The organism is Pelagovum sp. HNIBRBA483 (genome assembly GCF_040931995.1).
Lineage (GTDB): Bacteria > Pseudomonadota > Alphaproteobacteria > Rhodobacterales > Rhodobacteraceae > JAEPMR01.
The window spans coordinates 962,369-983,798 of record NZ_CP162412.1 but is presented as its reverse complement, the minus strand read 5'-3'; the positions used below and the strand labels follow the sequence as shown (position 1 = coordinate 983,798).

Here is a 21,430-nt window from a genome sequence, read left to right as displayed (position 1 = left end):
CAGTGGATCACTCTTTTCTTGCCGCGCAGGAATGTTTGATGTTCGGTGGAGAAAACCGTGAGGGAGGCTTTGATGGATCAGGTCAAATTTACCGCGATGAAAGATGGCGATGCAGAGGATTATGCCTTCCTGACGAAACACGAAACCGAGTACACGAAAGGCACCGCAGACCTGCTGTTGAAGGCGCTGGTCGATCTGGACGAGAGCCTTTCGGGCTATCAGATCACCCGCCTTGGGCATTCATTGCAATCGGCCACCCGCGCCGAGCGCGACGGGGCCGATATTGATTGGGTCGTCTCAGCCCTGTTGCATGATATTGGCGACATTTACGCCCCCTATAACCATGACGAATACGCCGCGACGATCCTGCGCCCCTTCGTGCGGGAGCAGTGCACATGGGTTGTTGAAAAGCACGGGGATTTCCAACTGGCTTATTACGGGCAGCATGTGGGCGCCAACCCCGACAAGCGCGAGATTTATCGCGGCCATCCATATTTCGACGACTGTGCGACCTTCTGCGAGCGCTGGGATCAAAGCTCTTTCGACCCCAACTATGCGCATGAGCCGATTGAACATTTCGCAGAGCGGGTGCGCGCGGTTTTTGCGCGCACGCCCTATGATCCAGCGGTTATCCGGCCGGGTGAACGGGAACCGTTGGTGACCGTCTAGGGGGTCAGGCCGAAGATCGCTGCCAAGCCGAGGCCGGAGCGCAGCGCGTTCGCAATTCGGCCGGTGACGCTGGTGAACTCGCTGACCGGCTGATCGGAGACGAAGATGATGTCATCGGGACGCAGCTGGAGGTCATTGGCCAACGCAAGGCGCGTCGGGTTGCTGAGGTCCAGATAATAGGCATCAAACTCACTGTGATCATTGTGATCTAGCCGGAGCAGGAACACCTGCTTGAGGTCGGCCTCATCGTTACCCATGGCCCCACTGGAAAATACCGCATCGGCCAAGCTGGGACGCGCGATTTGCTCGATCTCGATCAGACGTGGCGCGGTTCCCGCGCCAGTGATCATCACGCTTTGTTGGTCGTAGGCGACGGGCTCGAGAACGATCCTGTCGTCAGCTTGAAGGTAGATATCGCGAGCGGGATCCTCGATGAGCACACGCCTTGCGGAGACGCGATATTCACTGCCTTTGCGGCTGATACGCGCAATGACATCGCTGCGCCGGTCAACGGTGACATTTGCCGCGCGCAGGGCATCAGCCAGCGTGAGCGGGTCTGTCGTGATCGGCAAGACGTTGTTGCGGCCACCGCCCGTGGCCGACGTGACTGTGACGGTTTGCGAATTGAACCCTGTAATGTTGAGCGAGAAGTCAGCGGCGCTATCACGGGCCTCAATCACGACAACATCACCGGGATGCAGGTAAATCGCTTCACTGCGGAAATTTTCAAGCAGAGCGCTGGCGGCTATACCGTATTGCTTGTCACCACGACGCAGGCGGATCAAATAGTCGCGTCCGTTAGGCGAGGGCAGATTCAGGCCACCTATGACATCGACAAGTTTGACAGGTGCCTCGACCACAGGGATCAACAAGTCCGTGACTCCGGCGGGGATGTCCCCCATCAAGCGGACGAGTTGAGAATTATTCGACTGGATCGAAAGTTCGACCTCGGGATTGAGCCCTGCGCGCAGCAAAGCGGAGGACAATGCTTCAATCGCTTCTTCGGTGGTCATGCCCTCAACGGTGACATCGCCTGCGCCGAGAAGCGTCACCGAGCCGGTCGAGGAAACGACGAGCGGGCGCGCTGTCGGCACGTCGCTCACCAAACCGCTGTCAGAAACCTGCGGGATGAACTGGGTGAAAGACAGGATGTCGCCCGCGCCGATCTTGTAGATCGGGCGTGCGCCAGTCGGCGGTAACGGCAGCGTTGATGGTGCAGCAGCACTGCCTGCGGAAGCGGCGAGCCTCTCGGCGATCAGGGCGCGTGTTTCATCCAGAGTGCGACCGAGAACATTGACCGTTCCGATATCGGCGGCGAAGATTGTCCCGTTTTCCAAAACCGGAAGCGAAAGCCCTTCGACGATGGCGCGAGGCACGCCGTCGGAACCAACAGTTTGGCGCTGCGAGGCAAGTGTCAAAACATCACCGACGCCGATGCGATAAACGGGTGGCGGGGCGTTAGGGGGAAGTCGTTCGGCGCGTGCCGTCGTTTCACTTTGCAGGGCTGTGCCGGATGCGGAGCCGGCATCGAGCACGATTGCCGCGCGTTGCCAGCGTGTGGCATTGGCGGCGCGGGTTACTTCGGGTGTCAGCGGCTGAATATCGAGGGTGAAATCAGCCTGATCCAGCGCGGCAGCTTCGCGCGTGGCTTCGAGCGGCAGGCTTTGCGACACATAAGCCGTATCACAGGCGGTAAGAGCGAGAACTGCGGGGAGAGTGAACTTCAGTGGGGTCATTACCATTGGCCTACTCGCAGATCAGCGTGGCGCGGGCAGATGGCGCGCGCTTAAGAAGGGACTTGAGACGATCAGCTTGCGCCCGCGTTGTGCGGCCGGCGCGCACCACCGACACGATCCATTGCGCCCGCGGGGCGAGTGCCGCTGTGACCGGCGCGCCTTCGTCAACCCGTGGGCAAACGACGATCACGCGCTCGAAACTGTCCTCGATTTCGGAGATCGTTTGCTCAATTGAAAGCGGGTTCAAGCGGGCCTTGCGCTGCGCTTTGAAAATGGTGACACCATCGCCAGCTTCGAACTTGTCAAGCAGCCCCTTGCTTGAGCTTGGTGTGATGCCACTCACATTCAAGCTCCCTGTCAGATCAACAACCGCTGCCCCGCCGTCGGGCAGTGCCGAGGCAAGATAAAGCCCGACCCCGCCAGCAAGCGGCGCGGAGCTGGTAGGTGTGACGAGTATGCGCTTGGGCAGCGATTGTGCGATCTCGACGGAAATTTCCTCAAGTTGCGGATGCGGCCTGCGCGAAAATTTGGCCGACAGGCGGCCAACGCGCGCCACCAAACGCCCAAAATAACGGCTGACCCCAGAAGCGGCAATGTCACTGCTCATCGCTTCCGACACCGCGCGGCGGGTATAAAGAACGCCGCGCCGCATGGTAATGATAAGGGCGACGCCGGATCCGATAAACAACCCCAGCACCAAACCCAATGCTGCGATCAGAGGTTTTTTCGGAGAAGTTGGCCTAATCGGCGGGACGGCCATCTCGTAAATATCGGCAATTGCCGCTTGGAAACCTTCTGTAATGCGCTGGGTTTCAAATTGGCGCACCATCACTTCATAGATGGTTTTTTGAACTGTCGCCTCGCGCTCCAGAGTTGCCAGTTCAGAGGCGGCGTTGGCATTGCGGCGGGCTAACTGCTCAAACTCGTCTATGGTGCGGTTTACTTCCAAAAAGCGGACATCCAAGTTGGCGCGGGCATCCTCGATCTGCTCTTCAGCTGGGACTTCCCACGTCGACGGGTTGGATTGCCAACCGATCAAACGGCGGAAATCATTGCTGCGCACAATTGGGTGGTCGTCGATCAGACGGTTGCGGGTCGTGGTTGAAAACACAGGTGAATCACTACGGATCGCCTCAAGCGCATCGAAGGCGGCGCGCAGTTCGGAAATCGTCTCGCGTTGATCACGCAGGAGCACCAACTGAGCCGATGCGCGCGCAAGCTCCTGATCGGAGGCGAGATCATTCTTGACCGCGTATTCCGCGATGGCGTCGGCCGCAGATTCAAGCTCCGACTGGACTTGCAACAGTTCGCCCGCGAGATAATCGATTTGGGCGCGAGACTTGGCTTTCTGATCCGTCAGAATATCCGCCAAGGCGCGCTCAACGATGGTGTTGGTGATGATTGCGGCGCGTTCTGGATCGCTGTGCGACGTGGTGATGCTGACCAAACCGCCATCACCGACTGACACTACCACTTGCTCATTAAACTTCTCGACGATTTGGGCGATTTCAGCGGCAGGCGAATATGTGCGGCGCTCACTGACACCGAGTGCGACCTGGATCTCACCACGCAAGCTCAGCTCACCGAATGGCGGGTTAAATTCTTCATCGTCAAAAAGCCCTGCCTCATCAGCAATGGACAGGATGAAGTCCCGGGATTTGATCCTGTCTTCCAACGTGGCTGAGGGGCCGCCTCCGCCGCCAGCCGACACGCCTGCCAAGGCAGCCAAACCACCTAGATCACCCAGACCTGACAGTCCGCCAGATTTTTCCTCGAAGGCGAATTTCGCCCGCGCTTCAAAAACAGGTTCGGCGATGGCAACGGCGTAGTAGACCGCAGCAGCCGCTGCCAAAAACGTCGTCACACCGATGAGAAACCACTGGGACCACAAAGCCGCAAACAACTCGGCGAGATCGATCTCGTCGTCAGCAATCTCCACTGTATTGTCAGACAAGTGCATCCCCCATCGGCGCCAAAATCACATTCCGATTGGTCTTGCTGGTTTTTGGCAGGTTTTGCAACCCTTTGGCCAGCGGGACAGCCCTCTAGCCTGCGGCGATATGCGTTGCACGGTCGGCGGCTTCAGGGTGTGGTTTTCTGTGCCGGAACGGAATTCGACGCGCGAGATGCAGGCCAATCAGGTAGGTCCCGACAAAAAGCACCACGAAACCGATGAAGGCTATGAAAGCTTGACGCGGTTGGTCGACCAGAATTACCCCAGCGATCATCGGCGACGCGATCATCGGAAGCATGACGGCTGTTGCAAGAGGATTGGCCAATTCACGACGACCACGCCCCAACAGCAGAATTTCGAGCGCACGCATGACAAGCTGATGATAATGGAGCCGGTCCGGTTGATCGGATGGGCGCCCAGCGCGGCGGCGGCGGTAGATGGCAAAACAGGTATCGGCCACCGGCCAGAAGAAGATCAAAAGGACGGCAAAGGCGCTGATTTCGGGACGGGCATAAACGAGCGCTATGGCACTCCAGCCCAGGAAATGACCGACGGAATAGGCACCACCGTCCCCAAGGAACACTTTGCCAAACGGATAGTTGAACAGCAGGAACCCACCCAGGGCTGCCATGCAGATCAGACAAGCCTCGAATACATTCGGCACACCATGCTTGGCCGCAACATAGGCCAATGCGCCAGCAACCATCATGGCGGTAGAGGTCGACAGGCCGTTCAAACCATCGATGAGGTTGAAAGCATGCGAAACGCCCGCCGCGGCAAAGAGGCTGAAGAGGATGGCGAATGGCGCAAAGGTGAAGAACAGGTCGATGACGGGGAGATCGACGCGCGGCAACCAGAAACCAAAGAAGACAACGACCAACATGCCTGACGCCGCAGCAGCGATTAGCCTGTTACGAGGCCGGACGTTCATGCCGAGATCTTCCAGTAAGCCGGCGGCGAAAACAGGAAGAAGGGTCGAAATGAACAAAAGATAAGTGTCGCGTTCGCCGTCAGATGAACCCCATGAGATAACGGCAGCAGCAAGTGCGATGACAAAAGCCACGCCGCCTAGGCGCGGCGTCGGAGCGACATGAGAGGCTTGCACCGCGCGGGTATCGGCGCGCCGTGATAAGGCCCCCATCTGAAATGATTTCGTTGCCCAGATAAAACCGCTGACCACAAACGATACAGCAAAAACAACGAGCAAAGAAACAACAGCAACATTCATGGTAATGGCACTTTTTCGGAAGTCTTGACTGAACAGCAGTGGCAAAATGAGATTAGCCACTTGGCTCTTAGCACAGGTTAGGCTTCACGACAAATCGCTTTTGCTGCGCGTGCGAAACGTTGCGCGGGCGTTTCATCGCCGTCCTTTCAGGCGGAGGGGGTCACTCTTTCCCGCAACTGCACACTCCTGGGGTGCGCAAACCCAGCCAGCAAGATCTTTGGCAGATCAAGCCGCCCAGTTATATTTGCCGGAATAGCTTTCTTTTCGGCTCTCGCCTCCCATCAACACGCTCATGATGGCCCAATGGGAATCGGGAAGTTCCTGAAATGCCTCTCGGATGGGGCGTTGATCGGTCGATCCGGCGCGTACGCAGAAGAGACAGATATCGGTCATCGCCGCGAGGTATCGCGCATCGACGACCGGCATCAATGGTGGCGTATCCAAAATCACCACATCAAAAAGCGCGCGGGCGTTTTGCATCAGTTGCCGGAACCCCTCGGACTGCAAAACCGTATCGGTAGGGATTACAGACGGATTTGCGCCGAGAACCGTGTGCAACCCCGCCACGCGATCGGGAACGTAGAAATTGCTGGCATCGTCGTCGGCGAGTGCCTCCAGTTCGGCACCGGCTTGCAAGAAGTCGTGCAACCCGCGCGTTGGCGAGATCCGCATCAGGCGGTGGATCGACGGATTTCGGAAATCAGCGTCAATCAAAAGGCATCGCTGACCTGCGGCAGCATAGGTTCGCGCCAAGGACAATGCGGCTGTGCTCTTGCCCTCGCCCGCGAATGCGGAGGTCACCATGATCACCGTCGCAGCCCCTTTTTGCCGCGGCAATTGCAGGTCGATTGCGGCCCGCAAGCGGCGGAAGGATTCAGCAAACGGCGAAAGCGGCGTTTCGTCGATCAGATCGGCGGCGACGTCATCAGCACCGGGCAGCCGCACCAAGGGAACAGAGGCCGCGACCGGCGTGGCGAGGACGTTGCGCAATTGCTGCACGGAAGTGATCCCACCAAAGTGATATTCTTTTAACAGCGCGCCCGCGATCGCCAGACCAATCCCCATGAAAACCGCCACGGAGACAACCAGCATCACCCTCGGTGAGGACGCCGAAAGTGGCGGCAACGCCGGGGAGACGATCCGCCCATCCGCAAGATGCAATGCCGCGCGCGCTTCAAGTTCACGCAGCGCCCCCAAAACCTGCTCATACTGGCGGCGGGCAACAACAGCCTCTTGTTGTCGGCTATAGAGATCGGTCAGAGCGCTGTCGCTTGCGAATCCGGTTTGCGCGGTAAAATCGAGTGCAGACAGTGCTGATTGCAGTTCTTGGTCCAATTGACGCTCTACTGCGTCGAGGGTCGCGCGTAGGTCATCGGCAGACAATTCCTGCGCCAACTCCCCCGAAAGGCGGTTGCGCAGATTTTCCCGTTGGCGGACAAGTGCGGCGAGACTGTCACTTTCAAGTTCTGAAATAATGCCCTGCCAGTCATCGCGTGCAAAGGCAGATTCTACAGCCAGTCGGGTCGCGCGGGCGGCCTCTGCGTTACCAGTTTCCGCGATCGATTCGCGCGTACGTTGAAGGTCTGCCTCCGCGCTTTGGAAGCGCAGGCGCGTCGCGGCGAGCTCTGCCTCCATGACCTCCCGTGCGGCCTGGGCTGCACGGTGCTTACTATCGATCTGATCCTGAATGAACCCTTCCGCATGCGCATTGGCGATGGCGGCGGCGCGATCAGGGTTTGCAGTCGTGACCGAAACCGAAATGATTTCGGTTAACCCGATGCGGCGGACGGCAAGCGCCTCGGAAAAACGTAACAGGCTGTGCTGTAGTTCGGCGTCGTTGGAAAAGGTTTCAGCGGCGTCTTCCCATCCAAGAGCGGTTTTCATCCGGGTGACCATGCCAAGCCGAGGGCCAAAATCAGGGTCACGCAGCAGAGATTGTGCGGAAATCGTCCGCAACGCCAGTCCGCCTGAACGGAGGATTTCGACTTCGGTGTCGATACGGGATGACTGCGCCGAAGGCGAACCTCCCGACGCCTCGACCAAGGAAATCGCCATCGGATCGACCCGCAGTAGCGCTGTCGCGGTATAGGCGCGGGGCGTGAGGGAGAGGTACAGCGCGGTCAGAAGCGCAACAGCAACGAGCACTTGCAGTATGAGCGCGATTTGCCGCCGCATGACCGCAAGGAACCCCCGCAGGTCGAGCTGGTCATCAACAATTGGGCGGGAGGGGCTTGTCATGATGTTGCTCCGTCAGTGCAGCCCAACGCGAGAATGACCGTCAGCAGCGCCGCGTTGGCAGGAATTTCGTAGGTGAAATCGCCCAGCGCATGGAGAGCCGCCATCGCCAGTCCTGATGCTGCAAGTCGTGCGAGCGGGCTTTGTCGGGCGGAGCGGATGAGGGCAACGGTGACACTGCCGAGCAACAAAAACGGAACCGTACCGACGACGATACCAAAGGCCGCGAATGCGGCAAGAGGGCTGTTATGCGCGTGGTCATAGCTGAACGCAGCAGAAAGCGTGGCACCCCTTGCGGCCTCGAACGCAGGGACGAAACCACCCGCACCGCTCCCGAATACAGGGTGGAAGGTGATCATGTTCCAAACCTGCGCATAAAGCTCCAAACGTTCGGGGGCATTTACTGAAACGAGTGGCAGGCGGGTGATGACCGGAGCGGCAAAGGGCAGCAGGCAGATAAGCGCGATCATGGAAAGAGCGAGCATGTGCAAACGGGGCCGGCTAAAGGCGATATAAAGACCGCACCCGCAAAGGCAGGACAGCGTTCCCAGACGCGAACCAGACGCCAGTACGGCCACAAAGCACACGAGTGTGGCCACCAAGACTGGTATGCGCGCGCCTGCTATTGGCGTAACGGAGAAAAGAAACAGACCGATCAATGTACCCAGCCCCGCGAAACTTGCGAATGCGTTGCGGTAGTAAAAACCACCCGTCGCGAAGGGCGCCGCCGAGAACACCGCCCACAGCGCGTGGCAGGTGATCCCACCGAACAGGACGATCATCAAAGCGCCGCGCGCGGGCGGGGCGTGTGCCACCCAAAAAACGGCGAGGTAGAGTGCGAGCAGCATCGCTAAGAGCATAACACTGGCGGCAGCGAGGTGTGGCAGCGGCGTCGGCCAGATGCGCGGAAAGAAAAGCTGCGTGAGTGCGATCATCAGTGGGAAGGTGAACGCGGCGCCAGCCAAAAAAGCGCGGCGCGGCAGGCGTGGCATCGGGCGCCCGATCAGCAGTGCTGCGAGGAGCGCCGCAATCGCCATCGCAAAAGGTGCAGAGGCATAGACCCGATTTCCACCATTCGCCACGGACAGAGCGATGATCGCCACCCCGATCAGGCTGGCGGCGATCATTAAGGGCCGCGCCGTGCGCGTATGCAAAACATCGGGGAAAGCGACGGCGGAAGGGGTCATTATGGCGCGCCCTCCCCCGTGGCCGCAGGCAGAGCGGCGGCGATCCACGTCCGCAGATCAACGCGGCCACGATAGGTTTCGTGCAGAACATCGTGGAAACGCCGCGCCCCTGCGAGGAGCTGGAGGTCAGCCAGCGCCCAACCGTGCAGGGCATCCCGCGCGCGGGGCAAATGGCGTAAATGGGTGACCCGGCGTGCGGCAAGCCACCCTTCAAAAGGCGCAGCCGCCTGCGATCTGGCAAGCGCTGCATGGGCGGCAGTGATGTCCCCGCGATGCCGCGCGGCACCTGCCGCGACAAGTAGCGCAAGCGCTGGCACGCGGGTGCCAGAAGGAGTGGCATGCGCGAGGTGCGCGCAATCGGCCATGCGTTGGGGATCGACCGCCTTTTGTGTAACCAGATCATCATCACATGCGCGCAGCATGTCCTCCCATCGACGGTAGGAAAGGCGCGTCAACTGCGCGGCAGTGGGCAAAAGGCCATTGCTGGCCTGCCACGCGCGTGCTTGGCGATCCGCCTGAAGCAGAAGCGCCGCACCGGCAAAAAGCCAAAGCGCATATAAGGCAATCGCCAGTTTGACGACCTGTTGACGCGGCATGGCCCGACTCCAATTCACTCCGCATTAACCAAAGGCGGGAATGGTTACGATTGGATTAACGGCCATGTTTCGGAGTGCGGGGAACTGGGTTAGTTCCGGCTGCCGACGATCTTTCGAAGGTCAATCGGCGCGGGGGATGCGGCGGTCACGGCCTCTGCCACACGGCGCATTGCGCTGGCGCGCCCGGGAGAAACAGACAATGCCGCCTCCGCCACGACATTCGCCAATCCCTCTGCCAGATCAGGGCGGCGACGGGCAACCTGCACAGCGGCGACAGCAACACCGATGGCCAGTTGATCGACCTGTGCCTGCGACCGGAACGAACGTGGCGTGGCCAGATCGGCGAGCTGCATCTGGAACGAGTTGATACAGGCCTCGCCGGCAGAATCACAGGCGGCCTGCAACTGATCCACCACCCCTACCGCGACACGCGATTGCGCCTGCGCAGCGTTACCGTCTGCCAAGACGGACAAAACCATACAAAAAGAAAGAGCCGAAACCCGCATCGCAACTCCGCTTGTTCCGTTCGGTAATGCAGCGCCTTCATTAACAACGGGTAAATAGGGCCGCCTCCTAACGAGAAGTAAACGCGGCGGTCGGGGGGCCAACCGCTTGGCAAGCTGCGCGCGCGACACTGCCCCAAACGCAATCAAGGAGCGCAATATGCCAACACAGGATTCCTTTGAAGGTTTTCAACGCAAACCCGCCGGTGGGCCGGCCAACCTCTTTGCCGTGACACCAGACGACTCCACCGACCTGCCCTATCTGGCCCATTGGATTCACCTATCCCAGGGCGGGCAGTTGACGGTCACCACGAGCGGGGGGCAGACGGTGACACTCTCCAATGTTCTGCCGGGCTGGCATGCGCTGGAGGTGCGCCGCGTTCATGCGACGGGCACGAGCATCACCGATATTGTGGCGGGGTGGTGATGTCAGCCGCTCTCTTTAATGCAACGCGGCGCGGCACTTGCCTGACCGCATACGGCCAGAACGGCGCGGTGCCGCGGGCTGTGTTTGACTACGGCGCGGAGGTTTTCACACATGGGTGGCAAGTCTTCCGCAGCTCCGACGCGGCCCTCGTGAATACGGATGGGTCGATCAGCATGCTGCCTGCCGATGTGCCGCGCATCATCGGCAGTGGTGCGCAAAAGCATCTGCTGCTGGAGCGGGCCGCAATGACGCTCTGTAACCCAAGCAAAACAACCGCCGTCAATCTGACCTCCGTAACGCCTTTGGGCGCGGCTGGCGGGTTGGAGCGCACACGGATCGAAGATGACGGAACAGGTTATCTTCAGTTTAACGCCATCGACATCGCCAGCCTCGCAGCAGGAGCAGAGATCACATGCTCTGCCATCGTCGAAGCGGAAACAGCCAGCAGTTGCGAGCTATGGTTGGGGATTGGCACAACGGGAGCCGCACGCCTGCGCTACCAGTTCAGCCTTGGCGATGGTGCCGTAACGGAAATCGCCAATATCGACGGTGTGCCCGCAAATGCGGGGATGCGAGCACTCGGCGGCAACCGGCATCGGATATGGATCACGGGGCCGCTTATCAGCGCTGACACTGTTGAGCTGACCCGGTTTACGGGCATCACAGGCACCCTCACATACGGTGCAATGCAGGTTGAGACAGGGACCATGCCAAGCGCGCCAATCCTCAGCGCAAGCGGCACCCGCGCGGCGGAAACGCTCGGCCTAGATCTGGCCGCCGGTGACTATGATGCGATCCTTTGGGACAAAGACGGTGCTGAAAGCGCATTGCCTGTGACGATCACAGCCGGTGCGCTTAACCTGCCAGTAGGAAAGCACGAGATCACGCGGCTTTGCCTGTTCTGACAGGGGCTCACGGTTCAAATTTTGCTAAAATTATCGAAAAATTAACCACCAGCCGCCTAGGGCTGGGATATGAAGGTATTGCACATATGCGAAACGGCGCAGGGAGGCGTTGCGGGGTGTTTCGACATCCATGCCGCCCATGCGCCGCGCGGAATCGACAACATATTCCTGTTGCCGGACGGCCATGCCCGCGACCTGCAACATGCGCGGCGCGTGCTGGGTTATGCAGGCGGGCAGCGCGGGATCACGCAGATCTGGCGCATGATACGCGCCATGCGGGTGGCGATCCGCTGCGAACGGCCGCAGGTGCTGTTCTTTCATTCAAGTTTTGCGCTACTGGCGCTGATTGCCGCGCGGCTAACGGGATGGCGCGGCCTGGCGATCTATTGCGCGCATGGTTGGGCAGCGGGGAGGTATGAGCGTCCTGACCGGCTGCGGGCAAGGCTGCTGAGGATCATCGAGGGGCGATTGTGTGGCCTTGCCAATGCCACGCTGAATATCGGCCCAGCGGATGCGGAACTTGCAAAACTGCACCGGTATCGCGGGCAACATCAATGGATAGACAATGCCGCCGCACCGCCGAAAACCGGCGCGCGGCGCGATCTTTTTGCGGCTGATCCGGATGCGCTCCACCTGCTCTTCGTGGGACGATTCGACCGGCAGAAGGGTCTCGACATCCTTCTGCCCGCGTTCGCGGCCGCCCGCCGCTTGCGGCCTGAATTACGGCTACATTTGTTGGGCGGAGTGGTGCGCGGCGGGATATCACTCGCAGAACTGCCCGAGGGTGTCACCGTACACGGATGGGTCAGCCCCCGCGATATTGACGACTTCTATGCCTCCGCCGATGCGGTTGTATTGCCGTCACGCTGGGAGGGTCTTCCCTTGGTGATCCCTGAAGCGTTGCGCAACGGAACGCCCGTGCTTTGCAGCCGACGCAGCCATTTGCCGGACTTGATCGTGGAGGGCCGTTCGGGCAGCAGTTTCGATCTCGGCATCGAACCGCTGACAGCGCTGCTTGCAACGCTGGACAAGGCTGATCTCCTCACCCGCCGCAGTGCCGCCCTGACAACATATCAGGCCCGTTTCACCGTCGATCGTTGGCGTGATCGGATTGCGGGTTTTTACGCCGATCTCCTTTACGGGGCGGCGGCACAATGATGACCCTTCCTAATCTCTTCATCATCGGTGCGCCAAAATGTGGGACAACCTCGCTCTACCGTTGGCTGGGCGATCATCCCGATGTGCAAACCGCCGCTCTCAAGGAAACTGGTTTTTTCGCAGATAAAGAGAGCCACATTTACAATCCAGAAAGGCATATCGATGGCGGGTTGGAGGGCCTTGCCGCGCTTTATCCGCGCGGTGATAGGGCGAAGAAGATCAGGCTCGAGGCAACGCCGGCGCATATCTATTCAGCAACGGCGCTGGCCCATATTCCGCACCTGCCGAACGCGCCGAAATGCCTTTTCGTGCTGCGGGAACCCGCGGCGCAGATCCACTCACTCTTCACATATTTTCAGCATAGTTGGGGGCAGTTGCCGCATGGATTGCGCTTTAGCGCCTTCGTTGAGCGGATTTGCGATGCGTCGCAGCCAAAGCCTGTGCCGGGGAACGAGCTGCTTGGCAACGCTGTGGCGAATGCGCGTTATGTCGATTGGTTAAGGCTTTGGCGCGCTCAGCTTGGCGCGGACCGAATGCGGGCGATCAGCCTCGAAGACCTCAAAAAACACCCGTCAGGCACGTTACATGCGATTGCGGATTGGGTCGGCATCGCGCCCGCGTTCTATGACAGCTACCCGTTCGCGCCGGAAAATCGCAGCTACGTTACCCGCAACGAACATCTTAAGCACGCAGCCATCCGTTTGCGCAGTCATTTGCCGCGCGGACCGCTCTATGACGCGGCGCGTTGGCTCTATCGCCGGATGAACACCGACGCGGCGGCTCTGTGCCCCGATGACGGAGCGCTTGTCCGCCTCAGGCGGGAGTTCGTGACAGCCAATCAGGCGCTCGCACTGGAGTTCGGGATCACTTTTGCGCAAGGAGAAGGGCAATGATCAGTCTGCAAGTCGATCAGTTTCGCGCACTGCATGCGCGGGCGGCAGACAGGCTTCTGCCGCATCCGATCGTTTTCCATCATATTCCAAAATGCGGCGGAACTTCTGTTGGGCGGGCGCTCAGGCGACGGTATCTTCTCTCGCAGGCGGGGCTGCGGACCGCTGCCAGCGATGCTGCGCTGGCCTTGATCGGCGAGAGCGAGATCAGCGCGCCGCTGCATCCGTTCCGCGAGGCGATCCTTCTCTACCATCTGCACTGCAATACCCGTGCGATTGCCATGCATGTAGGCTTTTCACCGCGCGCGTATAAGGCATTCAGCGCAAGTTACACTTTCGCGACGGTGCTGCGCGAACCCGTGGCGCGCTTCATGTCTCACCTCTGTTGGAATGCAAGCCATCCGGATGCAACAGAGGGAATTCGCCTTCAACTGCCGGATTTTCTGGAAACCGCGCAGGCAAGGAGGCTAGGTGCTACGATGGTTGCCTATCTCAGCGGACTACCTTCGGAGACACCGCCACACCACCCAGATGCAATCGAAGCCGCGATAAAGAATCTGGAGAGGTTCGACGTTATCGGCGATCTCGATCATATGGATGCGTTTCACACATCGCTTTCGAAACGGCTCGGTACCCGGCTTAAAATCGGGGTTGAAAATGTGCGCACTGGCCCTGCCATGCCAACGGCCTACCAAGGTGCGATTGCGGACCGGATCAGAGAAATATGCGCCCCTGACATCGCCCTTTGGGAGGCTTATCAACAGCGCCGTGCCGCGCCATCATGAGCGGCAAGAAGCACGCAACTGCGATGGCCGTATCGAACGGGGTCGTCCTGTTGTGTCATTTGGGCATTCTGGCCCTGCTCACCCGCACCATCCCGTTGGAAACTGTCGGCGCATACGGGCTTCTGATGGCGCTCACCCAACCGGCGTACATGTTGCTATTGCTTGGATTGCGCGGGAACCTTGCCGCCGATGCGACGCGGCGGATTGATTTTCGCGATGCATTGGCACTGCGCGGCCTGATGGCGGGGCTTTTCTGTATCGGCGGTTGCGGGTCCGTTGCCCTATGGCGGCCTGAGCTCCTATCTGTTGCCGCGCCATTGTTGCTCCTCAAAACGGTGGAGATGCTTGGGGATCTGCTGTTTGGCGCGGCGCAGCGCGCGGGAGATATTCCTTTTGTGGCAAGGGGGTGGGCGCTTCGCGGGGGTGTGGGGCTATGTGGTTTTGGCACGGGCGTGGCAGCGTTTGGCAGCCTTGACGGCGCGCTTTGGGTTCAGGTGTTATGCGTCAGCGCTGCAATCGCCCTGCACGATCTCCCCATACTTCAAAAGCTTGAGGTCGGCCTAAGACCCCGCTGGCGAAAGACCGCTATTCACGGCCTTTTAGCAGGCAGCGCGCCGCTGGGGCTCAGCCAGTGCTTTATCGCATTACAAATGGCGCTACCCCGCTTGATAATGGGCGCCGTGCTCGGGCCGGTAGCCGTGGCATTATACCTGCCCGCGGCCTATCTCGAACGCGCAGCAGTTACGGGTATGAACAGTTTTGATCAGGCGCTCGGCTGGCGGTTAGCGCGGCATTGGGCCGCCGGTGAACGCCGCGCATTTAGCTGGCTTCTTGCAAGGATGTTTGGGTTCGCAGCCGGGGTTGGCGCGGCGGGCACTTTGCTCATCATCTTGGGCGGCGGGGCGCTGGTGGATGCGGTTTTTGGTAAGGGCTATGCAGACACGGCGGCGCTTTTGCTCTGGATCATGCCAGCAACCGCGCTGCGCCTTTGTGCGAATGTGCTACAAAGCGGGATCGTCGCGCAAAGGCGTTTTCGGATGCTCGGCTGGCTGCAAGGCGTGCTTTTCACGGCGTCGCTTCCCGCCATGTGGCTCGGCGTCACCTTTGGCGGGCTCATCGGCATAGCGCAGGCGATCACCCTGCTCGCCTTGCTGCGGCTCGCGGTACTGAGCGGGATTTTTGCGACCGCATTTGCGGGCCAAAAAGGAAAAGTGCTGCCAGCCAAAGCGGTACAATCAGTAGGATGACATCTTGCGGAAAGCCGGTGCCAATCCCTGCCTCGAACATATAGACCGACAGCGCGGCACCGACAGATGCTTGCCACGGTGATTGCCGCATGCAGTCAAACGCCTCATCCCAAATGCGCAGCGCCAGACCGCTCACATAAGCGCCGAGCAAAATGCCGATAATGCCGAAATTGAGATACCAAGCCCCGACCGTCGTGACCGGCCAGCCGTTGCGCGCCATGGGCTGGTACACCCTGCGGAACCACGGGCCGATATGAAAGGTTTCTTTTTCGGGGAAGAGACTTCGGGGGATCCAGCTTTGCATGCCATTGACGAAATCAGCACCCCAACGGAACGCGAAAACATCGCCTGCGTCGCGAATGACGAGCATCAGCGCATCGAACTGGACGAAATGCATCCCCGCTGAAAGCTGCCGCCAGAACGGTTGCGGCGGGAGCGATGTTGCGAGTTTAACGAGGATCTCGGCGCGGATGATGCGTAAGGCATAGGCGGCGCAAAAAAGCGCTCCTGCGAAGAGCGCGAGCCTGACCACGCCGATTGGCCCGACATGAAAGCGCCATGCCAACAGCACGACCGCGCTCATCAGCAGGAAATCGTACCGCGCGCCCCATAACAAGGTGCAGATGACCATGATGCTACCAGTCAAAAGGCACGCCAACCGCCCCCAATGTGCGGCAGGTGCCGTATCGGCTCGTAAGCTAAGGTAGCCGAACAGGGCGAGGATGGCAGCGAGACGCGCGGACTCTTTGAAGATGAAATATCCGGCCAGCGCCTTTTCCAGCTTGGAAGCCATGATGAATGCCGAGAGGCCGCCGGCCTGTGCGAGCAGGAAGCCCGTCCCCACAACGGCAAAAACTGCGGGGGCGAGCAAAACCAGCGCGACACGAGCGCCGGAGGGCAAAGTACCGCCCCCGCGCGGCAGCAGCGGCGCTAATGGACGTGCCATCCGCCCGTTTATCAGGTAGCTCATCGAGACAGCGACAGCCCAGAGCAGGCAGAAAAGCAAGGCGCGGGACACGAGCTGCCAGTCGACCCCGCCGAAATGACTGGCAGGCATTGGTGGATCCAATCCCAACATGAATATGAACGGACGAGGTAGACTGACCAGCGCTAAAACGATGGTGAATGCGACGAGTGCGGGACGCTTGCGGGCGAGCCCGTGGCGCAAAAGGAACCCGAGAAAGAACGCAAGCCCGAGCCAGACAAGAAGCGCGAGAAGCATCAGTATGCCTTCTCGTGCAGGTATTTGTGCAGGGCGTTTTGATAAATATCGAGAAGCCCGCTGAGATGGGCAGTCGGTGCGAAACGGGCGCGAAATGGAGCCGGGTCGAAATCCGGTATAGTTTGAGCCACCTGAAGCGCGGCAGCCAAAGGCTCAGGCTCGGGGTTATCGAAGAGCACGCCATTCACCCCATCGGTGATGCAGTCGGTGCCAGAGATCCAACGCCCTGCGACCACTGGAACACCCATCGATAGAGCTTCCAGCATCACCAGAGGCTGGCACTCGTACCATAGGCTCGGCAGTACCAATGCACGGGCCTGTGACAGGCGCTCATGCACATCGCTGTGCGCAAGCCAACCTGTGATTTCGGCGTCGGGGTTGGCAGAGCGGACGGCAGCGGCATCCGCCCCATCACCGATGAACATGGCGGGCACCTTTGCCAAAGCGGCCGCCCGCGCAAAAAGGGGCGCGCCTTTTTCAGGGCTGAGCCGACCGACAAAGGCAAACGGGCCTGATCGGGATCGCGTGTTGGGAGATTTGGGTGGCGACGTCACGGGGTTGGCCAACAGATGCAACTGCGCGTTCTTCGGGAGATGCCCGGCCATGATCTGCCTTTGGCGCTCGGTGAGAACAACGATATGGCACAGGCTTTGCGGCAGTTTACCGACGCGGTGGAGGATTATTTGCCGCAACAGGCGATAGGCTTTGTGGCTGCGCTGGCGGGCATCGCAATGCGCCATGATGCAAGCGGCGCTCATCGGCATGCGGGTGCAGATGCGCCTTTCCTGATAATCGAAGAAACCGCCGTTCGGGCAGGCCAGAAAATATTCGTGTAATGTATAGATCACAGGTACCGGCGCAGTCGCGAGCACGGGACCAATCGCAGGCGAGAGCGCTTTTGCAAAGCCGTGAACATGAACCACGGTGCCCTGCCCTGCCTCTGTCGTAATGAGGTCACGCAGCTCTGTGGCGGCTGTACCGTTCCACAGACCCGCAAGCGCGACGCGGAGGCCACCGTTTGCCAGCGGAACCTGTCCTAGCCCGACAACCCTGATCTTCGGATGGTCGAGGCGCGGGTCGGGAACACCGCTGGCACCGAAGAAGATCACATCGTACCCAGCCTCGGCCAGAAGACGCGCGCTATCGATGGCGACCTTCGCCTGCCCACCCTGAAGGTCACAGAAATCACTGACGATGATGACCCGCGAAACCGTGGGCGGCGAACGCACGGGATGAAATAAAGCGGCTTTTGGAGCGGGCAGAATGGTCATCCTGCCACGCTCGGGCGCCTTGGTTAACGAAAGGTGAAGAGCACTGCTCCGGCCGCGCTATTCGTTAGCGATTGTTGTCAGATACGCGCCATAGTCGGATTTACCGAAGACTTTTGCGCGTTCGCGGAGTTGGTCGCGGGTGATCCAATGGTTGTGGTAGGCGATTTCGTCTGGGGAGCCGATTTGCTGGCCTTGGCGTTCGGAGAGGGTGCGCACGAAATTGCCTGCGTCGAGGAGGCTGCTGTGGGTGCCGGTGTCGAGCCATGCGAAGCCACGGCCCATTTGCTCGACGGTGAGGCTGCCCTCCCTCAGATAGGTTTCGAGAAGGCTCACGATTTCCAGCTCGCCACGGGCTGAAGGCGTGAGCGTTCGGGCGCGCTCAGGCGCGGTGCCGTCGAGGAAATAAAGCCCTGTCACCGCGTATTTGGAGCGGGGATGTTCGGGTTTTTCCTCGATGGAGGAAACACGACCATCCGCATCGAAGCCGACCACGCCGTAGCGCTGCGGATCGCGTACGCGGTAGCCGAAAACCGTGCCACCCTCAGTACGGGCATCGGCGGCGGCGAGCACGTCCGGTAGGCCATGGCCGAAGAACACATTGTCCCCCAGAACCATCGCGGAGGGCGCGCCGGCGAGGAACTCTTCGGCCAAGAGATAGGCTTGTGAAAGGCCATCGGGGCTGGGCTGTTCAATGTAGCTTAGCTGCACGCCCCATTGCGCCCCATCGCCCAAGAGGCGCTGGAAGAGCGGCGCGTCATGCGGGGTGGTGATCACGGCGATCTCGCGGATGCCCGCAAGCATCAGGACCGAGAGCGGGTAATAGATCATCGGCTTGTCATAGACCGGCATGAGCTGTTTGGAGACGGCGATGGTGAGCGGGTGCAGGCGGGTGCCGCTGCCACCGGCGAGAATGATGCCTTTGCGGGTGCTCATGTGCTGATCTCCAATTCTGTGATCACCTCGGCCAGTGCGGCCTGCCAATCGGGGCGCGGAAGGCCGAAGGTGAGCTCGGTCAGGTGGCAGTCGAGCCGTCCGTTCAACGGGCGGACGGCGGGTGTGGGATAGTCGGAGGTGGTGATATCGGTGACAGTGACCGGCCTCTCTGCCGTGGCGAAGATGGCGCGGGCGAAATCGGCCCAGCTGACCTCTGGTGCGCCTGCGAAATGATAGGTGCCGGTTTTGGCCGGGTCGCGAATGAGGTTCTCCGCGATGGTCAAGCAGGCCTCCGCTATGGCTGCGGCGGGGGTGGGCGCGCCGATCTGGTCGGCGACGACGGTGAGGTGGTCACGGCTCTCGGCCAAACGCAGCATGGTTTTGACGAAATTCGTGCCATCTGCCGAAAACACCCAAGCGGTGCGCAGGATCACTGCTGTCGCACCGCTTGCGCGGATGACGTCCTCACCTGCCAGCTTGCTTGCACCGTAGACGCCGAGCGGCGCGGTGGGCGCATCGGGGCCACGGGGGGCGGTGCCGCTGCCGTCAAACACATAATCGGTGGAGAGATGCACGAGCGGGATTTGCGCGGCGGCACAGGCCTCGGCAATCTCGGCAACAGCGCCTGCGTTAAGGCGATGAGCGGCATCGGGGGCGCTTTCTGCCTGATCGACGGCGGTATAGGCGGCGGCATTGATCACGGCGCGGGGGCGGTGCGTGGCAATCGCTTTGGCGGCGGCATCAGGGACGGAGAGATCTGCCTCCGTACGACCAAGGCAGAGGGCTTCATCCGAGGCGCGGGCCAGCGCCTGTGCGACCTGCCCGTTTTTGCCAAAGACGAGGATCATCCAGCCACCCCCAGCCGCGCGCCGACACCGTCGCGGGACAGGAGCGGACGCCACCAATCCTCGTTGGTCAGGAACCAGTCAACCGTGCGGGCGAGCCCCTCCTCGACCGTCACCGAAGGCCTCCAGCCCAGTTCGCTGCGGACGCGGGTGGGATCGATGGCATAACGGGCATCGTGGCCAGGACGGTCTGCGACAAAGGTGATCAGATCGGCGTAGCTGCCGCTGCTGCGCGGGCGGGTCTGATCAAGGATACCACAAATGCTGCGCACCAGATCGAGATTGCTGCGCTCATTCTCGCCGCCAATGTTGTAGGTCCGGCCCACCTGCCCTTTTGCCAGAACGGTCAGCAGCGCATCTGCGTGATCCTCGACATAGAGCCAATCGCGGATGTTCGCACCTGTGCCGTAGATGGGTAGCGGCTTCTCGGACAGGGCGTTGAAAATGACGACGGGGATCAGCTTCTCGGGGAAGTGGTAGGGGCCGTAGTTGTTCGAGCAATTGGTCACGAGCACTGGAAGGCCGTAAGTCTCGTGCCACGCGCGGACGAGGTGATCGGACGCCGCTTTGGAGGCCGAATAGGGGCTGCGTGGGTCATAGGCGGTCACTTCGGTAAATTTGACCGCTGGATCAGAAGGAAGCGAGCCGTAGACCTCATCGGTGGAGACATGGTGGAAGCGAAAGGCTTCGGGCCGACCTGCCGCCTGCCAATAGGCGCGCGCCGCCTCCAGCAGGGTCAGCGTACCGGTGACATTGGTCTCCATGAAGGCAGCGGGGCCGTCGATGGAGCGGTCGACATGGCTTTCCGCCGCGAGGTGCAGGATCGCATCAGGTTTGTGCGTAGAGAGGCAGGCGTCAACAGCGGCGCGGTCGCGGATGTCGGCATGGACGAAGGTGTAGCGCAGATCATTGGCGACGCTGGCCACATTGGCGGGATTGCCCGCGTAGGTGAGCGCGTCGAAATTGATCACCTCATGCCCGCGCGCGATGGCGAGCCGGACCACGGCCGAGCCGATGAACCCTGCTCCGCCTGTGACCAAGAGCTTCATGCGTTTGCCTCATAGGTGAAGGGGCTGTCGAAATCCGCAAGCGCCGGCGCGGCGGCGTCTTTGGCGGAGAGGATAGGCTCACCGTCAAGATCGGGCCAGTCAATGCCGCAGCTGTCCCAGCGCACGGCACCATCGAATGCGGGGGCATAGTAGTCAGTGCATTTGTAGATGATCTCGGTATCCGGCTCGAGCGTTAGAAAGCCGTGCAGGAAGCCCGGCGGCACCCAGAGCTGGCGGCCGTTCTCGAAGCTCAGCTCCTCCCCCACCCACTGGCCATAGGTCGGGCTGTCACGGCGGATATCCACGGCGACGTCAAAGAGCCGCCCCCGCCCGCAACGCACCAACTTACCCTGCGCGTGCGGTGGTGCCTGAAAGTGCAAACCCCTGAGAGTCCCCTTCGCCGAGGAAAAGGAATGGTTGTCCTGCACGAACGGCGGCAAATGCACGCCCGCCGCCTGAAAACCGCGCAGCGACCAACTCTCCGAGAAAAAACCGCGGTGATCCCCGTGCCGCACGGGTGTGAGCAAAAGCACACCGCCGAACCGTTCCTCTACTTGCATTATTGGACCAATCCCTCCGCCATCGATACC

Annotated in this window: 20 protein-coding genes; 7 read left to right on the top strand and 13 right to left on the bottom strand. The window is 60.5% G+C overall.

Annotated elements, in window-relative coordinates; genetic code table 11:
* The first annotated feature begins 72 nt into the window (after positions 1 to 72).
* A complete protein-coding gene (locus AB1E42_RS04865; RefSeq protein WP_368345873.1) occupies positions 73 to 669 on the top strand; it encodes an HD domain-containing protein in 597 nt (198 codons plus the stop codon).
* Here AB1E42_RS04865 and AB1E42_RS04860 read toward each other — a convergent pair.
* From AB1E42_RS04860 to AB1E42_RS04830, 7 genes are all read right to left on the bottom strand, one after another.
* Positions 666 to 2,411, bottom strand: coding sequence for a polysaccharide biosynthesis/export family protein (locus AB1E42_RS04860; RefSeq protein ID WP_368345872.1), 1,746 nt, complete (start codon positions 2,409 to 2,411; stop codon positions 666 to 668). The genes AB1E42_RS04865 and AB1E42_RS04860 overlap by 4 nt on opposite strands.
* A 4-nt stretch (positions 2,412 to 2,415) precedes the next feature.
* Positions 2,416 to 4,359 carry a GumC family protein gene (locus AB1E42_RS04855; protein ID WP_368345871.1) on the bottom strand — a complete coding sequence of 648 codons (1,944 nt, stop codon included), beginning with the start codon at positions 4,357 to 4,359 and terminating at the stop codon, positions 2,416 to 2,418.
* Between the two features lie 91 nt (positions 4,360 to 4,450).
* Positions 4,451 to 5,587, bottom strand: coding sequence for a glycosyltransferase (locus tag AB1E42_RS04850; RefSeq protein WP_368345870.1), 1,137 nt, complete (start codon positions 5,585 to 5,587; stop codon positions 4,451 to 4,453).
* A 225-nt stretch (positions 5,588 to 5,812) separates the two neighbouring features.
* Positions 5,813 to 7,825 carry a Wzz/FepE/Etk N-terminal domain-containing protein gene (locus tag AB1E42_RS04845; RefSeq protein ID WP_368345869.1) on the bottom strand — a complete coding sequence of 671 codons (2,013 nt, stop codon included), beginning with the start codon at positions 7,823 to 7,825 and terminating at the stop codon, positions 5,813 to 5,815.
* Positions 7,822 to 9,009: an O-antigen ligase family protein gene (locus AB1E42_RS04840; protein ID WP_368345868.1), complete on the bottom strand. Its 1,188-nt coding sequence runs from the start codon at positions 9,007 to 9,009 to the stop codon at positions 7,822 to 7,824. The genes AB1E42_RS04845 and AB1E42_RS04840 overlap by 4 nt, the downstream gene beginning before the upstream one ends.
* Positions 9,009 to 9,605 (bottom strand): hypothetical protein, encoded by a 597-nt coding sequence (locus AB1E42_RS04835; RefSeq protein ID WP_368345867.1) that lies wholly within the window; start codon positions 9,603 to 9,605, stop codon positions 9,009 to 9,011. The genes AB1E42_RS04840 and AB1E42_RS04835 overlap by 1 nt, the downstream gene beginning before the upstream one ends.
* 89 nt (positions 9,606 to 9,694) lie before the next feature.
* Positions 9,695 to 10,111: a hypothetical protein gene (locus AB1E42_RS04830; protein ID WP_368345866.1), complete on the bottom strand. Its 417-nt coding sequence runs from the start codon at positions 10,109 to 10,111 to the stop codon at positions 9,695 to 9,697.
* A gap of 157 nt (positions 10,112 to 10,268) precedes the next feature.
* Here AB1E42_RS04830 and AB1E42_RS04825 point away from each other — a divergent pair, with 157 nt between their 5' ends.
* The 6 genes from AB1E42_RS04825 (at position 10,269) to AB1E42_RS04800 (ending at position 15,520) form a co-directional block, all read left to right on the top strand.
* On the top strand, positions 10,269 to 10,535 hold the full coding sequence (locus AB1E42_RS04825) for a hypothetical protein (protein ID WP_368345865.1): 267 nt from the start codon (positions 10,269 to 10,271) through the stop codon (positions 10,533 to 10,535).
* Positions 10,535 to 11,440, top strand: a complete 906-nt coding sequence (locus tag AB1E42_RS04820; RefSeq protein WP_368345864.1) for a hypothetical protein — start codon at positions 10,535 to 10,537, stop codon at positions 11,438 to 11,440. Before AB1E42_RS04825 ends, AB1E42_RS04820 begins: the two co-directional genes overlap by 1 nt.
* Positions 11,441 to 11,509: 69 nt before the next feature.
* Positions 11,510 to 12,598: a glycosyltransferase family 4 protein gene (locus tag AB1E42_RS04815; protein WP_368345863.1), complete on the top strand. Its 1,089-nt coding sequence runs from the start codon at positions 11,510 to 11,512 to the stop codon at positions 12,596 to 12,598.
* A complete protein-coding gene (locus tag AB1E42_RS04810; protein WP_368345862.1) occupies positions 12,595 to 13,491 on the top strand; it encodes a sulfotransferase in 897 nt (298 codons plus the stop codon). Before AB1E42_RS04815 ends, AB1E42_RS04810 begins: the two co-directional genes overlap by 4 nt.
* The gene (locus AB1E42_RS04805) at positions 13,488 to 14,273 is read left to right on the top strand and encodes a sulfotransferase family 2 domain-containing protein (protein WP_368345861.1); all 786 of its coding nucleotides are present in this window, start codon (positions 13,488 to 13,490) and stop codon (positions 14,271 to 14,273) included. The genes AB1E42_RS04810 and AB1E42_RS04805 overlap by 4 nt, the downstream gene beginning before the upstream one ends.
* Positions 14,270 to 15,520 (top strand): lipopolysaccharide biosynthesis protein, encoded by a 1,251-nt coding sequence (locus AB1E42_RS04800; RefSeq protein WP_368345860.1) that lies wholly within the window; start codon positions 14,270 to 14,272, stop codon positions 15,518 to 15,520. The genes AB1E42_RS04805 and AB1E42_RS04800 overlap by 4 nt, the downstream gene beginning before the upstream one ends.
* Here the strand turns inward: AB1E42_RS04800 and AB1E42_RS04795 are convergent.
* From AB1E42_RS04795 to rfbC, 6 genes are read right to left on the bottom strand one after another with little or no spacing between them, the layout of a single operon-like run.
* Positions 15,408 to 16,742 (bottom strand): hypothetical protein, encoded by a 1,335-nt coding sequence (locus AB1E42_RS04795; RefSeq protein ID WP_368345859.1) that lies wholly within the window; start codon positions 16,740 to 16,742, stop codon positions 15,408 to 15,410. The two genes, AB1E42_RS04800 and AB1E42_RS04795, sit on opposite strands and share 113 nt — an antisense overlap.
* Positions 16,742 to 18,013, bottom strand: coding sequence for a glycosyltransferase family 4 protein (locus tag AB1E42_RS04790; protein ID WP_368345858.1), 1,272 nt, complete (start codon positions 18,011 to 18,013; stop codon positions 16,742 to 16,744). The genes AB1E42_RS04795 and AB1E42_RS04790 overlap by 1 nt, the downstream gene beginning before the upstream one ends.
* Positions 18,014 to 18,070: 57 nt before the next feature.
* The gene (gene rfbA, locus AB1E42_RS04785) at positions 18,071 to 18,946 is read right to left on the bottom strand and encodes a glucose-1-phosphate thymidylyltransferase RfbA (RefSeq protein ID WP_368345857.1); all 876 of its coding nucleotides are present in this window, start codon (positions 18,944 to 18,946) and stop codon (positions 18,071 to 18,073) included.
* Positions 18,943 to 19,794: a dTDP-4-dehydrorhamnose reductase gene (rfbD, locus tag AB1E42_RS04780; protein WP_368345856.1), complete on the bottom strand. Its 852-nt coding sequence runs from the start codon at positions 19,792 to 19,794 to the stop codon at positions 18,943 to 18,945. The genes rfbA and rfbD overlap by 4 nt, the downstream gene beginning before the upstream one ends.
* Positions 19,791 to 20,840 carry a dTDP-glucose 4,6-dehydratase gene (gene rfbB / locus AB1E42_RS04775; RefSeq protein ID WP_368345855.1) on the bottom strand — a complete coding sequence of 350 codons (1,050 nt, stop codon included), beginning with the start codon at positions 20,838 to 20,840 and terminating at the stop codon, positions 19,791 to 19,793. The genes rfbD and rfbB overlap by 4 nt, the downstream gene beginning before the upstream one ends.
* Positions 20,837 to 21,400 (bottom strand): dTDP-4-dehydrorhamnose 3,5-epimerase, encoded by a 564-nt coding sequence (gene rfbC, locus AB1E42_RS04770; RefSeq protein ID WP_368345854.1) that lies wholly within the window; start codon positions 21,398 to 21,400, stop codon positions 20,837 to 20,839. Before rfbC ends, rfbB begins: the two co-directional genes overlap by 4 nt.
* Positions 21,401 to 21,430 lie beyond the last annotated feature (30 nt).

What these genes read in the sequence shown, in the direction of transcription:
- AB1E42_RS04865 (WP_368345873.1), top strand. Translation starts at nt 73, where the DNA reads ATGGATCAGGTCAAATTTACCGCGATGAAAGATGGCGATGCAGAGGAT.
- AB1E42_RS04860 (WP_368345872.1), bottom strand. Translation starts at nt 2,411, where the DNA reads ATGGTAATGACCCCACTGAAGTTCACTCTCCCCGCAGTTCTCGCTCTT.
- AB1E42_RS04850 (WP_368345870.1), bottom strand. Translation starts at nt 5,587, where the DNA reads ATGAATGTTGCTGTTGTTTCTTTGCTCGTTGTTTTTGCTGTATCGTTT.
- AB1E42_RS04845 (WP_368345869.1), bottom strand. Translation starts at nt 7,825, where the DNA reads ATGACAAGCCCCTCCCGCCCAATTGTTGATGACCAGCTCGACCTGCGG.
- AB1E42_RS04840 (WP_368345868.1), bottom strand. Translation starts at nt 9,009, where the DNA reads ATGACCCCTTCCGCCGTCGCTTTCCCCGATGTTTTGCATACGCGCACG.
- AB1E42_RS04835 (WP_368345867.1), bottom strand. Translation starts at nt 9,605, where the DNA reads ATGCCGCGTCAACAGGTCGTCAAACTGGCGATTGCCTTATATGCGCTT.
- AB1E42_RS04830 (WP_368345866.1), bottom strand. Translation starts at nt 10,111, where the DNA reads ATGCGGGTTTCGGCTCTTTCTTTTTGTATGGTTTTGTCCGTCTTGGCA.
- AB1E42_RS04825 (WP_368345865.1), top strand. Translation starts at nt 10,269, where the DNA reads ATGCCAACACAGGATTCCTTTGAAGGTTTTCAACGCAAACCCGCCGGT.
- AB1E42_RS04820 (WP_368345864.1), top strand. Translation starts at nt 10,535, where the DNA reads ATGTCAGCCGCTCTCTTTAATGCAACGCGGCGCGGCACTTGCCTGACC.
- AB1E42_RS04815 (WP_368345863.1), top strand. Translation starts at nt 11,510, where the DNA reads ATGAAGGTATTGCACATATGCGAAACGGCGCAGGGAGGCGTTGCGGGG.
- AB1E42_RS04810 (WP_368345862.1), top strand. Translation starts at nt 12,595, where the DNA reads ATGATGACCCTTCCTAATCTCTTCATCATCGGTGCGCCAAAATGTGGG.
- AB1E42_RS04805 (WP_368345861.1), top strand. Translation starts at nt 13,488, where the DNA reads ATGATCAGTCTGCAAGTCGATCAGTTTCGCGCACTGCATGCGCGGGCG.
- AB1E42_RS04800 (WP_368345860.1), top strand. Translation starts at nt 14,270, where the DNA reads ATGAGCGGCAAGAAGCACGCAACTGCGATGGCCGTATCGAACGGGGTC.
- AB1E42_RS04795 (WP_368345859.1), bottom strand. Translation starts at nt 16,742, where the DNA reads ATGCTTCTCGCGCTTCTTGTCTGGCTCGGGCTTGCGTTCTTTCTCGGG.
- AB1E42_RS04790 (WP_368345858.1), bottom strand. Translation starts at nt 18,013, where the DNA reads ATGACCATTCTGCCCGCTCCAAAAGCCGCTTTATTTCATCCCGTGCGT.
- rfbA (WP_368345857.1), bottom strand. Translation starts at nt 18,946, where the DNA reads ATGAGCACCCGCAAAGGCATCATTCTCGCCGGTGGCAGCGGCACCCGC.
- rfbD (WP_368345856.1), bottom strand. Translation starts at nt 19,794, where the DNA reads ATGATCCTCGTCTTTGGCAAAAACGGGCAGGTCGCACAGGCGCTGGCC.
- rfbB (WP_368345855.1), bottom strand. Translation starts at nt 20,840, where the DNA reads ATGAAGCTCTTGGTCACAGGCGGAGCAGGGTTCATCGGCTCGGCCGTG.
- rfbC (WP_368345854.1), bottom strand. Translation starts at nt 21,400, where the DNA reads ATGCAAGTAGAGGAACGGTTCGGCGGTGTGCTTTTGCTCACACCCGTG.